At 64.1% G+C, this 13,115-nt stretch carries 13 protein-coding genes; all 13 read left to right on the forward strand.

Going from position 1 to position 13,115, the window contains the following annotated elements; all coding sequences use genetic code 11:
• Positions 1-16: 16 nt before the first annotated feature.
• The 13 genes from K3551_RS16965 to K3551_RS17025 all read left to right on the forward strand — a co-directional run bounded on the left by K3551_RS16965 (position 17) and on the right by K3551_RS17025 (position 13,009).
• The gene (locus tag K3551_RS16965) at positions 17-1,492 is read left to right on the forward strand and encodes a CpaF family protein (protein ID WP_259915984.1); all 1,476 of its coding nucleotides are present in this window, start codon (positions 17-19) and stop codon (positions 1,490-1,492) included.
• A gap of 3 nt (positions 1,493-1,495) precedes the next feature.
• The gene (locus tag K3551_RS16970; RefSeq protein WP_259915986.1) at positions 1,496-2,464 is read left to right on the forward strand and encodes a type II secretion system F family protein; all 969 of its coding nucleotides are present in this window, start codon (positions 1,496-1,498) and stop codon (positions 2,462-2,464) included.
• A gap of 12 nt (positions 2,465-2,476) precedes the next feature.
• Entirely contained in the window at positions 2,477-3,454 is a 978-nt protein-coding gene (locus K3551_RS16975) for a type II secretion system F family protein (RefSeq protein WP_259915988.1), read from the forward strand.
• Positions 3,454-4,020, forward strand: a complete 567-nt coding sequence (locus K3551_RS16980; protein ID WP_259915990.1) for a tetratricopeptide repeat protein — start codon at positions 3,454-3,456, stop codon at positions 4,018-4,020. Before K3551_RS16975 ends, K3551_RS16980 begins: the two co-directional genes overlap by 1 nt.
• A 42-nt stretch (positions 4,021-4,062) precedes the next feature.
• On the forward strand, positions 4,063-4,908 hold the full coding sequence (locus K3551_RS16985) for a lipopolysaccharide assembly protein LapB (protein WP_259915991.1): 846 nt from the start codon (positions 4,063-4,065) through the stop codon (positions 4,906-4,908).
• A gap of 2 nt (positions 4,909-4,910) precedes the next feature.
• Positions 4,911-5,426, forward strand: a complete 516-nt coding sequence (locus K3551_RS16990) for a prepilin peptidase (protein ID WP_259915993.1) — start codon at positions 4,911-4,913, stop codon at positions 5,424-5,426.
• Positions 5,427-5,497: 71 nt separating this feature from the next.
• On the forward strand, positions 5,498-6,817 hold the full coding sequence (locus tag K3551_RS16995; RefSeq protein ID WP_259915996.1) for an ATPase: 1,320 nt from the start codon (positions 5,498-5,500) through the stop codon (positions 6,815-6,817).
• A 91-nt stretch (positions 6,818-6,908) separates the two neighbouring features.
• The gene (locus K3551_RS17000) at positions 6,909-7,376 is read left to right on the forward strand and encodes a hypothetical protein (RefSeq protein WP_259915999.1); all 468 of its coding nucleotides are present in this window, start codon (positions 6,909-6,911) and stop codon (positions 7,374-7,376) included.
• A gap of 132 nt (positions 7,377-7,508) precedes the next feature.
• A complete protein-coding gene (locus K3551_RS17005) occupies positions 7,509-8,033 on the forward strand; it encodes a hypothetical protein (protein WP_259919702.1) in 525 nt (174 codons plus the stop codon).
• A gap of 78 nt (positions 8,034-8,111) precedes the next feature.
• The gene (locus K3551_RS17010; RefSeq protein WP_259916001.1) at positions 8,112-10,514 is read left to right on the forward strand and encodes a ligase-associated DNA damage response DEXH box helicase; all 2,403 of its coding nucleotides are present in this window, start codon (positions 8,112-8,114) and stop codon (positions 10,512-10,514) included.
• A 110-nt stretch (positions 10,515-10,624) separates the two neighbouring features.
• Positions 10,625-11,290 (forward strand): ligase-associated DNA damage response endonuclease PdeM, encoded by a 666-nt coding sequence (gene pdeM, locus K3551_RS17015; RefSeq protein ID WP_259916003.1) that lies wholly within the window; start codon positions 10,625-10,627, stop codon positions 11,288-11,290.
• The gene (locus K3551_RS17020) at positions 11,287-11,820 is read left to right on the forward strand and encodes a lipocalin family protein (protein ID WP_259916005.1); all 534 of its coding nucleotides are present in this window, start codon (positions 11,287-11,289) and stop codon (positions 11,818-11,820) included. The genes pdeM and K3551_RS17020 overlap by 4 nt, the downstream gene beginning before the upstream one ends.
• Before the next feature lie 136 nt (positions 11,821-11,956).
• Entirely contained in the window at positions 11,957-13,009 is a 1,053-nt protein-coding gene (locus K3551_RS17025) for a Hint domain-containing protein (protein WP_259916007.1), read from the forward strand.
• Positions 13,010-13,115: the final 106 nt, after the last annotated feature.

Below are 13,115 nucleotides of genomic sequence, written 5' to 3' on the forward strand. Positions count from 1 at the left end.
ACAGGAGGCGACCAAGATGTTTTCACGCTACAAAAAACCACAGATTCAGGGGGCCCGTCCAATCGGGGCCAAGGATCTGGAAGAGACCGTCGAGAAGGTTCAGAAGCTGGCGACCGAGACCACCGGCAAACCGCTTGAGGTTCCCGTGCAGGTCAAGGCCAAGATGAAACCTTCGGACACGCCAGCGACCCCCGCCCCGGCGGACAAGGACATGAAGCGGCGCGAACGCATCGAGGAATTGAAGACCGAGATGCACCACAGGTTGCTGGACAACCTGAACCTGTCAGCTGTCGAAAAGGCCGATCCCGCCGCTCTGCGCGCAGAGATCGTGTCGATCACCACCGAGGAACTCGCCGAGATGGGCGTGGTTCTGGGCCGCGAAGATCGCAATACGCTCAACGAAGAGCTGTTTGACGAAGTCACCGGCCTTGGCCCGTTGGAGCCGCTGCTGAAAGACGACAGCGTCAACGACATCCTCGTGAACGGCCCGCACAACATCTATATCGAACGCGCGGGCAAGCTGACGAAGTCGGACATCCGCTTCAAGGACGAAAAGCACCTGTTGCGGATCATCGACAAGATCGTGTCCGCCGTGGGCCGGCGGGTCGATGAATCGAACCCCTATGTCGACGCCCGCCTCAAGGACGGCTCGCGCTTCAACGCGATGGTGCCGCCGGTGGCGGTCGACGGGTCGCTGGTTTCGATCCGCAAGTTCAAGAAGGAAAAACTGGCCGTCGACGACCTGGTCAAGTTCGGTGCCTTCACCGAAGAAATGGCCATGTATCTTCAGGCCGCCGGGGCCTGCCGGCTGAACATCATCGTCTCGGGCGGTACCGGTTCGGGCAAGACGACCACGCTGAACGCGCTGTCGTCCTTCATTGGCCACTCCGAACGGGTTCTGACGATCGAAGACACCGCCGAACTACAGCTGCAACAGGACCATGTGGGCCGGATGGAAAGCCGCCCGCCCAACGTCGAGGGCAAGGGCGCGGTGACGCAGCGCGACTGTCTGCGCAACGCTCTGCGGATGCGCCCGGACCGGATCATCGTGGGTGAAACCCGCGGCGAAGAGGTTATCGACATGTTGCAGGCCATGAACACGGGCCACGACGGATCGATGACCACGATCCACGCCAACTCTGCCCGCGACGCGGTCAGCCGCCTGGAAAACATGATCGCCATGGCGGGTATCGAAATGCCGATCAAGGCCGTGCGCGCACAGATATCCTCGGCCGTGAACCTGATCGTGCAGGCCTCGCGCCTGCAGGACGGATCACGCCGGATGACCTCGATCTCCGAAGTAACGGGGATGGAGGGCGAGGTGATCACCATGCAGGAAATCTTCCGCTATGAACGCCTGGGGCTGGAACCCGACGGCACGATCATCGGCCGCTTCACCGCGACCGGCATCCGCAGCCACTACGCCGACCGCTTCAAGGCCTGGGGCTATGACTTGCCGGCCTCCATCTATGAACCGGCAGGGAGCCGCTGAGCCATGGAACTCTCTATCGAGCCACTGATTTATCTGGCTATCTTCGGCAGCATCTACTTGATCATCGGCGGCATCTACATGCTGGTGTTCGGCAAGTCGATCAAGCTGAACAACCGGGTAAACCGCCGCCTGGAACTGTTGGAGAAAGGGGCCTCACGCGATGAGGTCATGGCCGTCCTGCGCAAGGAAATGTCGCAACACGACAGCGCCAAGCAGATCCCCCTGTATTCCCTGTTGGCCGAAAAGGCGCAGAAGGCGAACCTGGCGTTCACGCCCGGCATGCTGATCGGTATCATGGTGCTGCTGGTCTTCGTGTCGTTTGGCCTGATGACGCTGTTCACCGGGGCCGCTCTGCCGATCCGGCTGTTGCTGTCGGTCGCCTTCGGGGTTGGCGGCGTCTACGTCTGGGTCAACGGCCAGGCGAAAAAACGTCTCGCCATGATGGAGGAACAATTGCCTGACGCGGTCGAGCTGATCGTTCGCTCGCTGCGCGTGGGGCATCCGCTGAACTCCGCCATTGGCATCGTCGCCAAAGAGGTCGCCGACCCGCTTGGCTCCGAAATGGGGTTTATCGCCGATGAGGCCGCCTATGGCCGCGACATCCCTGACGCCTTGCGTGCGCTGGCGGAACGGGTGGAATTGCAGGACCTGCGCTTCCTCGCCGTGGCTGTCGCCATCCAGCAGAAATCGGGCGGCAACCTGGCCGAGATCCTGGAAGGTCTGGCCCGCGTCGTGCGCGCCCGCTTCAAGCTGTTCCGCAAGGTCAAGGCGATCACCGCCGAGGCACGCTGGTCCGGCATGTTCCTGTCGGCCTTCCCGATCCTCGCACTGGTCGGCATCAACGTGATGAAGCCCGATTATTACACCGACGTGAAAGACACGGCCTATTTCATCCCCGCCGCCGCGGTTGTCTGTGTCTTCCTCCTCGTGAACGTTGTGTTCATGCGGATGATGGTCAACATCAAGGTCTGAGGAGGCACCGGAATGGACATCTTCACCTCCGTCGTCGAAGGTCTTCTGGGTCCGGACGGCATGATCTATCTGGCTGGTGCAGCAGGATTGATCCTTGTCCTTCTGACCCTGCCCGCGGTCCTGACCAAAAAGGTCGACCCCCTCGATCGGATCGCCGCAGAGCGCAAGGCGACCGAGCGCAAGGATCTGGCCGAGGATGGGCTGTCGCGCCATGGCAGCCGCAATGAACATCTGGCGAAATACGCCAAGTACCTGGAAACCGAAGACAAGGAAGAGCTGTCCAAGACACGCCTGATGCTGACCCAGGCCGGATACGCCCACAAGGACGCGGTCCGCACGCTGACCGCGGCTCAGTTCTTGCTGGGAATCGGCTTGATGGTCCTGGGCGCGATCTACGCCTTGTTGCTGGCCTCGGGCCTCTCTCCGATGATGATGTTCGCCTATATCGTCGGGCCGGGATGCGCCGGCTACTACGCGCCCAAATACTGGGTGCAAAAGCGGGTCGCCAAGCGGCAGGAGGAAATCCAGGACGGCTTTCCCGACGCGCTCGACTTGCTGCTGGTCTGTGTCGAAGCCGGGCAATCGCTTGATCAGTCGATCATCCGCATGGCCACGGAAATCGAGCCTTCCTACCCCTCTCTTGCGTCTGAATTCCTTATGGTCGCGCAAGAGATGAAGGCCGGCAAGGACAAGGCTCATGTGCTCCGTTCCATGGCGGAGCGGTGCGATATCAACGACATCACCAGCTTTGTCACCGTGTTGATCCAATCGGCCAGTTTCGGCACCTCGATCGCCGACGCGCTCAGGGTCTATGCCGACGAGATGCGCGACAAACGCGTGATGCGCGCAGAGGAGAAAGCCAACGTGTTGCCCACCAAGCTGACCGTCGGAACCATGATGTTCTGTGTCCCCCCCCTCCTGATCATTCTGATCGGCCCCTCGCTCCACGGCATTGCCGAGACGCTGAGCGGCGGCGCGGTGGGCTTCTGATGATGCGGCGGGTGGGGATCCTCTGCGTGGCGGCCCTGATGGTCGCTGGATGCAATCCGGGTCTGGTGCAGCGCGGCGCGCATGCCTCCGATCCCCTGGCCGCGCCTGGCCCCGCGCGCGGTGCGGGCGGCGTCGATCCGTTGATCGTCGGTGACCGCCTGTTGGAGGCGGGCGAGGCGGAGCTTGCCCTGTCGAGCTATCTACGCGGCGCCGCCGATGCCGGTCTGACGCCTGAAATCCAACTGTCGCTGGCCGCCGCCAACATCCAGCTAGGTCGCCTGCATCAGGCCGAACGCCTGCTGCGCGACGTGCTGGACGCCGAACCCCAAAATGCGCGCGCCATGAACAACCTGGGCGTCGTCCTGCTGGAGCTGGGAGAGCTGGGAGAGGCGCATCGCGTCTTTCGTGCGGCCTTCGCGCTACAACCCACCCCCGAAATCCGAGAGAACCTGCGGGTTAGCGGTGCAAAACTGGAAAACCTGTCCTATGGTGACCCAATTGAGGATGACGCCTTCACGCTGACGCGGCGCGCCAACGGGGTCTACGGACTCCATGCGCCCGGATAGCACATAATAAAAACCGAAGGCATCGAGCAGAAAGGACGCATCATGCGCCACCGGTTCGTTTGTGCCCTTCTGGTCGGGGGGGCGCTGACCCTGTCTGGCTGTAACCCCTTGGGGGACCCCGACGTGTCCCGCGCCGTTGCCAGTGCGCAGGCCGACGAGGCTGACAGCATCCGCGACATCATGCTGACCGTGGCCGAACCACGCGAGGCCGTCACCTATTTCAACCGGCAGATCAGCGACAATCCTGATGATCTGGACGCCAAGCGCGGCCTGGCCCGCAGCCTGGTCCGCGCCGGTCGCCAATCCGAGGCGGTGCTCGCCTGGCGCAAGGTCATGGATGACCCCCGCGCCGAGGACGCCGATACCGTCGAATTGGCCGACGCGCTGATCCGCACCTCTGACTGGGCCTCCGCCAAGGAGGTGCTGGACACCGTCCCCCCCACCCACGAGACGTTCAAACGCTACCGGTTGGAGGCGATGGTCGCCGACAGCAACCGGCAGTGGACCCGCGCCGACAGCTTTTATGAAACCGCCGTCGACCTGACGACGAAACCGGCGGGCGTTCTGAACAACTGGGGCTATTCCAAGCTGACCCGTGGCGACAGCGAAGCGGCGGAACGGCTGTTCACCGAGGCGATCACCTACGACGCCGACCTGTTCACCGCCAAGAACAACCTGGTCCTGGCCCGCGCCGCGCGCCGTGCCTATGCCCTGCCCATCGTGCCGATGGACCAGGCAGAGCGGGCGCAGCTGCTGCACACCGCAGGCCTGGCCGCGATCAAGCAGGGCGACGTCGACATCGGCCGCAGCCTGCTGCAGGACGCCATCGACACCCATCCCCAGCATTTCGAACCTGCGGTCCGCGCGCTGCAGGCGCTGGACGCCTGACGATGGAGACGACCGCCTCTGTGTTGGCCGCGACCCCGTTGCAGGGGATCGTGTTCGGCTTGCTGACGCTGCCGATCTGTCTGTGGGTTGCCTATACGGACCTGAGCACCATGAAGATCCGAAACGAGGCGGTCATCGCCATGTTCGTGGTCTTTGTGGTCGCCGGGTTCTTTGTGATCACGCCCGCGACCGATTACCTTTGGCGGTTCGCGCATCTGGCGGTGATCCTGGCCATCGGGTTCGTGTTGTCCATGATCGGTGCCGTAGGTGCGGGCGATGCGAAGTTCGCCGCCGCCATGGCCCCCTTTGTGGCGCTGGCCGACTGGCAGGCGGTGCTGGTGATTTTCTGCGTGCTGCTGATCGTGACCTGGGTGTTGCACCGGTTGGCCCGGATGATCCCTGCGGTGCGCAACCTGGCCCCCAACTGGCAAAGCTGGACCGAGAAAAAGGACTTCCCGATGGGCGTCACCCTGGCGGCGACGCAACTGACCTATCTGGGGCTGGCCGCGACGGGCTAGGCGCGGTCTGGAAACGAATTCCTAAGGCCCATGTGTCACGAAGGGCCGAGCGAGACGAATGAGGTAGACCGATGAACATGCAGGCCGACCCCGCCGCGATGGGCGTCCCCGCCCCCGGCCAGCCCCGCACCCTGGCCGAAACCGGTCTGACGGTCGTGATGCTGCGCGACATCATGCTCAAGACGGTGTTCCGCAAGTCCATCGAAACCACGCGCGAGATTTCCGAAGCCATTCGCCTGACGACCGGTCTGACCCAACAGTTGATCGACCAGCTGCGCGAGGCGGGGCTGATGCAGGCCACCGGCACAATGCACGCCGGTGCGTCGGCCGAGATGGGATTTCAGTTGACCGATACCGGCAAGGCGCGTGCCGCCGACGCGCTGGCGCAATCGGAATACTATGGCCCGATGCCCGTCCCGCTGGCCGCCTACAAGAAACAGGTCACCGCGCAGTCGGTCAAGAACATCAAGATCACGCGCCAGCGCCTGCTCAAGGCGATGGGGCATCTGATTCTGCCCAGCAATCTGCTGGACCAACTGGGCCCGGCGGTCGGTTCCGGCCGTTCCGTTCTGATGTATGGGCCGCCGGGCAATGGTAAGTCGTCGATTGCCGAAGGCATCCGCGCCGCCCTGGGCGACAACGTCTGGATCCCGCACGCCATCGAATACGCGGGCCAGGTCATCACGCTGTATGATCCAATCGTGCATACGCCCGTCGAACAGGTCGACGACGGCGATAGCCTGCGCAAGACCAACCTGCGCGTCGACACGCGGTATATCCTGTGTCAGCGCCCCACGGTCATGACCGGTGGCGAGCTGTCGCTGGACATGCTGGACCTGAAATACAACCCCGTCGCGCGGACCTATCAGGCCAGCTTGCAGCTGAAATCCTCGGGAGGCGTCTTTATCGTCGACGACCTTGGCCGTCAGGCAGAGCCGCCGCAAACCATCGTCAACCGTTGGATTGTCCCGATGGAAATGGGCTACGACATCCTGGCCCTGCAATCGGGCGAAAAGTTCGAGGTGCCCTTCGACACGCTCGTCGTCTTCTCGACCAACTACCACCCGAACAAGATCTTCGACCAGGCCGCGCTGCGCAGGATCTTCTTCAAGGTATTGATCGACGGGCCCAACCAGGCAGAGTTCCTGAAGATCTTTGCCATGGTCGCCAAGAAGAAGAAGTTCGAGCTGGACGAAGCCTCGCTCGTCCATCTGCTCAAAAAGAAGTACCCGGAAATCAACAACGTCTACGCCAACTTCCACGGACAGTTCCTGATCGATCAGATGATCGCGGCCTGCAATTTCGAGGGGCTGCCCTATCGGATGACCCCCGACCTGGTGGACCGGGCCTGGGCCAACCTCTTCGTGGAGGAGATCGACATCGTCCACTAGCACACCGGGCCACAACGGGCGCAACAGACGCCTGGCTCCACACCCGCGATCGGACCGGCCACAAGGTCCGACGCCAAAGCGAGGATCAGGCATGAGCAGCCAAACCACCCTCCCCTTCGACACGGCGCGTGCCGGGCTGTTGGTCGGCCTGACGATCGCATCCGGTGTGGCGCTGACGGCGCTGCTGGCTCTGGGTCCGTTCCGAACCACGGTCGACGACGACCTTCCGGCGCTCACCACGGACATCAGTGGGGTCGAATTCCTGTCGTTTCGATCCAGCGCCAACCTGGAGGCCGCGCTGACTGATGCCTGTGCGCGCACCGGGTGCGACGCCGATGTGACACTGCGGCTGGTCCTGGCCACCACCGCCGCGATGACCGACGAAGAGCTGCGCGACGCCATCGCATCCGAGGACCGCACCTTGGCCGAACTCGGCCACGCAATCGGCCACAGCCCCCTGCCTGAAACCGTCGAAGTCCTGCGCAGCCAGCACGCGGCCGAGGCCGAGGTCCTGTCCTATTTGCGCGCACAGATGCGCGCGGGCACAACGGGCAACTGAAACGCGCGGTCGGCGAAGTTCCAAGAAAACGCACGATTGATGTCTTCGACGGGCCACATGGCCGCCACGTTTCCAGATCATTCAGCTTGTCAGGAAAACAAACTCCTTTGTCCCAACCTGACGAGTAAAAACATGACCCAGCAAAATTTCCTCTCCAACGAATCCGGTGCCGTGACGGTTGACTGGGTTGTCCTGACCGCCGCTCTCGTGGGTTTGGGCCTCGCCGTGATGACTGTGATCTCCGGCGGCGTCGAGAACATCTCGAATGATATCAACGACGACCTGATGTCCGACAGCCTGATCCGCACAGCCTTTACCAACGCCTCGACCGATGCGCTGGCCGCCGACGTCGCCTCTGGCATCGCGTCGTCCGCGCGCGGCCTGCAGAATGGCGATCTGAGCACGACCTACGCATCCGCCTTGGCAGACCAGGCGAATGCCGAAGCGACGCTGGCCAACTTCCCGGAATTCGCCGACGTGGCCGCCTATCAGGCCGCCAACGGTGGTGTCGGCAACCAGACCGACCTCGACGCCTACAACTCGGTCCGCAACGGTGTCGTGACCCAGACCAATGCCGCGACGCAGACCGCCGGTCTCTATGCTGCCGAAGCGACCGAGCGTGGCCTGAGCTGGAACGGGACAGACGCCTTCGAGTGATCTTTCGCTCTTCGACAATCGGGCCGTTCCTTCGGGAGCGGCCTTTTTCTTTGCCGACCCCGGCGCTACCTCGACCGGATGGACCTGCCCGCCCCCCTCGCTGAATTCTTCAGAATCCGCAGCTGGTCGCTGCATCCGCACCAGGCCGAGATGCTTGCCAGAAAGGATTTGCCGTCCTTGCTGCTGATCGCGCCCACGGGCGGCGGCAAGACATTGGCGGGGTTTCTGCCGACGCTGGTGGAATGCGCCGAAGGGCACGAAGGCCTGCACACGCTTTACGTCAGTCCGCTCAAGGCGCTGGCCAACGACATCCGCCGCAACCTCGCCACCCCCATCGAAGAGGCGGATCTGCCGATCCGGGTCGAGGACCGCACCGGCGATACCTCCTACTCCAAACGTCAGAGACAGCGCGCCGACCCGCCGCAGATCCTGTTGACCACGCCAGAAAGCCTGGCGCTCATGATCTCCTATCCGGATGCCGCGCGGACCTTCGCCGGGCTGAAGCGGGTGATCGTGGACGAAATACACGCCTTGGCGGACAACAAGCGCGGCGATCAGCTGATGCTGTGCCTGTCGCGCCTGCAGACCCTGGCCCCTGGCCTGCGCCGCGTCGGCCTGTCGGCCACGGTCGATGACCCCGCCGTCATCGCGCATTATCTAGCGCGGCACCCGGACCCCTGCCCCATCCTGCAGGCCGACCCGGGCCCACCCCCGGATATCGCCGTGCTGCACACCGACGAGGCCCCGCCCTGGGCCGGGGCCGGGGGCCGCTATGCGATCCCGGCGGTGCTGGAACAGGTCCGCCAACACAATACCACGCTGATCTTTCACAACACCCGCGCCCAGGCCGAGATCTTCTTTCACAACCTCTGGCTGGCCAATGAGGAAAGCCTGCCCATCGGCATCCATCACGGCGCGCTCTCCAAGGAGGCGCGGTTGCGTGTCGAACAGGCGATGGTCGCCGGGCAATTGAAGGCGATCGTCGCGACAGGCTCGCTCGACCTTGGCATCGACTGGGGGGACGTTGACCTGGTCATCCAGATCGGCGCGCCGAAAAAGGTCAAGAACCTGGTGCAACGCATTGGCCGCGCCAACCACCGCTACAATGCGCCGTCCAAGGCGCGGCTGGTTCCTGCCAACCGGTTCGAGGTGATCGAATGCCACGCCGCACTGGAGGCGGTGCGCGCGGGCGAGTTGGACGGGGACCTGCGCCTGGACGGGCCGCGCGATGTGCTGTGTCAGCACATCGCCTGTGTCGCCTGCGCGGGCGATTTCCGCGACGCCGACCTGTTCGCCGAGGTGCGCAGCGTCGGCCCCTATGCGACGCTCAGCCGCGCCGCCTTCGACGAATGCCTGGAATTCGTGGCCACGGGCGGCTACGCCCTGCGCGCCTATGACCGCTATCAACGACTGAAGGAACGCGAACCCGGTGTCTGGGGCCTGCGCGACCCGCGCGCCGCACGCCAGATCCGCATGAACCTCGGCACGATCATCGACACGGACAAGCTGAAGGTGCGCTTCAAGGGGCGCGGCGGGCAACCCTTGGGCGAAATCGAAGAGGGGTTCGCCAGCACCCTGTCCCCCGGCGACACCTTTCTGATGGGCGGCCAGGTCGTCCGTTACGAAAACATGCGTGAACTGACGGTCGAGGTATCGCCCCGCCCCAACAAGGAACCGCGCATCGCCACCTATATCGGGTACAAATGGACGACCTCGGTGCAACTGGCCGCGCGCATTCAGGACATGTTGCACGACATGCGTTTTGACGCCCTGCCCGCCCACACCCGCGACTGGCTGGAATTGCAGGCAAAGGTTTCGACCCTGCCCGAACCTGGCCGCCTGCTGGTGGAACAATTCCCCCGCGATGGCCGCCACCACTGCGTGATCTATGGCTTTGCTGGCATCAACGCGCATCAGACACTGGCCTTGTTGGTGACCAAAGGGATGGAGGAGGCGGGCCTGGATCCGTTGGGCTTTGTCGCCAACGACTATGCAACGATGATCTGGGGGCTGCAGCCGGTGGGCGATATCCGCCCCTTTCTGCGCCACGACGGCCTGCACGCGGCCCTGGAAAACTGGCTCAGCGGCAATGCGGTGATGAAGCGCACGTTCCGCAACGCCGCGATCATCGCAGGGCTGATCGACCGAAACTACCCGGGCAAACGGTCCACCGGGCGGCAGGCCGCTTTTTCCAGCGATATCCTTTATGACACGCTGCACCGCTACGATCCCGACCACCTGATGCTGAAGATCACCGAAGAAGAGGCGATGCGCGGACATATCGATTTCGGACGTCTGGATCTGTTGATGCAGACCGTGGGCGACCGTATCGACCAGGTGAAATTGGACCGTATCACGCCGCTATCCGCCCCGATGTTTCTGGAACGCGGTATCGTACCGATCCGGGGCAAGGGAGAGGGACGACTGCTCCAGGAGGAGGCAGCAAAGCTGATGGCGGACGCGGGACTGACGCTCGACTGATCCCTCCCCCGCTTGGCGGTCGTGCTGCGCGCGACGGCCGCAGCCCACTGTCACGCCGCCGGGCACGTCCCCCTTGCATCCCCTGCCGCCCCCATGATCCAAGAGAACACATGGCGAACCACCATCCCTTTTCCTTTGCTGGCGAACGGCTGATCGCGCGGGCCTCTGGCGCGCTGCATTGGCCTGCGCACGATGTCCTGGTGGTCAGCGATCTGCACCTTGGCAAATCCGAACGACACGCCCGCCGCGATGGTCGCCTGCTGCCCCCCTACGAGGTCATTGATACCCTGCGCCGCCTACAGGACGATGTGCTGGACACCGGGGCCGGGCATGTCGTTTTGTTGGGGGACAGCTTCGATGATCTTGCCGCCGCCGAGGCACTGGCCCCGGACCATCGCGACCATATCGCGCGCCTGATGGCGGGGCGCGACTGGACCTGGATCACGGGCAACCATGACCCGGCGCCACCGGGGTTGCCGGGGCGGGCAGTTGAATGCCTGACGCTTGGCCCCCTCACCTTCTGCCACATCGCCACGGATGCCGACCGGGCCGAGGTTTCGGGCCACTACCACCCAAAGGCCGCGATCACCCTACGCGGACGGGCCGTGACGCGGCCCTGTTTCCTGCGCGACGACAGGCGGCTGATCCTGCCGGCCTACGGGACCTACACCGGCGGCCTGCGATCCCGCGACCCGGCATTGACCGGTCTGATGGGCGCGAACGCGCGCGCCATTCTGGCCGGTCAACCCATGGTCGAAATTCCGATGCCGAGATGAGGGCCCTGCTCGCCGCCGTTCTGCTGGCCGGGTGCAGCACCGCCGTGGTGGCGCCGCTTTTGCCCGGATATCGCGACATCGGGGTGCCCATTGCGTCCAAGGCCGACTTCGACCCCGCCCGCTATGCCGGTCGCTGGTACGAAATCGCGCGCTTTCCGGTGCCGTTCCAGTCGGGCTGTGCCGGGGCGATTGCCGACTACGGTGCACCGCAGGACGGCATCCTGTCCATCCGCAACACCTGTCTGGATGCTGGCGGCAAGCCTTCGCAATCGATCACCGGCACCGCGCGGCTGACGGGGCCGGGACGGTTGGAGGTGACCTTCAGCGGCGTTCCCTTTGTGGCCCCTTATTGGGTGCTCTGGACCGATCAGACCTATCGCACTGCCGTCGTGGGACAGCCCGATGGACGCGCGGGCTGGATTCTGAACCGTGATCCGTCCATCCCGCAAGACAGGTTGCGCGCGGCGCTGACGGTGCTGGACTTCAACGGCTACGACACCGACCGGCTGATCTTTGCCGACCGTCCCTGAGCGGATTTGACAGAAATCTTAATGATTCGCGAATCAGCGTTTGACCTGCGAATCACCTATCGGCTATCAAGCTTGCAGCGGTCGGGCAGTGGCCGAAACAACGATAAGAAAATACTCGGTAACAGACGAGGCGGGCATGTTGGGGACATGTGCACAGGCACAGGTTATCTCCGCTCATCAGGTTCGGGTGGACGGGCGGAGCCTGTCCACCCTTTACCCGTTTCCAATCCACTCAACCTTCCGCTGGACCGGCCCGACGCAGCGTCTTGACGGTGCGCGCGCCGCGCTTTTGCTCAGCGATGGGGCGGGCTTTGCCGAGCTGCGCAATCGTGTCCCCGGCACAGTGGCCAAGCTGACACGGTCCCGCGGGGAAATCGCGCGGCCCTTTCCTGCGGATCCGGGCGATACAGCGCGCGCGCTGATCCTCAGCGATGGCATAACCCGGTGGCAAGCACGGCCCTGCGTCACCGCCGCGGGCGAGATGCTTCTGCTGTTTGCTGGCAACCTGCCGCCTTGCGACACTGATCTGACGATTGTGCAGGCGGCCAAGGCCCCCACCCCGGCGACGCCCCGCGACACAATCTGTTTCACCCCCGGCACCCGCATCCTGACAGAGGACGGCCCCCGCCCGGTCGAGGCGCTCTATCCCGGTGACCGTGTACTGACCCGCGATGACGGACCGCAGGAATTGCTGTGGATGGGTGTGCACCAGATCCCCGAGACCCGCCTGGCCCAAGCCCCTCATCTGCGCCCGATCCGTATTCGGGCCGGGGCCCTGGGCGAGGGAGAGCCGCAGCCGGATCTCTTTGTTTCGCCCGGACATCAGGTGATGTTGACCGGGCCCAAGGCCCGCGCCCTGTGGGGCGAGCCAGAGGTTCTGGTCCGCGCCCGCGACCTGATCGACGACCACCGTGTGACCCGCGATTTCCGCCCCGGCGAGGTGACCTATATCCACCTGCTGTTCGCGCGGCACCAGATCCTTTGGGCCAACCGGGTGGAGGTCGAAAGCTTCCACCCCGGCGACGCCGAACTGGACCACCTGACCGCAGATGAGCTGTCCGGCCTGCACCGCCACGCGCCCGGCATTGACCGCGATCCGTCAACCTACGGGGCCCACGCTCGTCGGTGCCTGACCGGCGCCGAGGTGGCGATCCTGCGCAGCGAAGGCACGCCGCGCTACCTGTCCTGACCCCCATCGCTTGACACCCCGCATCCCCCCTTCTAAAGGGCGGCTTCCATTGGTGTTGGTGGCCCCCGCAAGGGGATGCCTGTCACGGGTCACATGGCCCGAGAGG

Origin of the sequence: Jannaschia sp. M317, from assembly GCF_025141175.1 — a bacterium.
Lineage (GTDB): Bacteria > Pseudomonadota > Alphaproteobacteria > Rhodobacterales > Rhodobacteraceae > Jannaschia.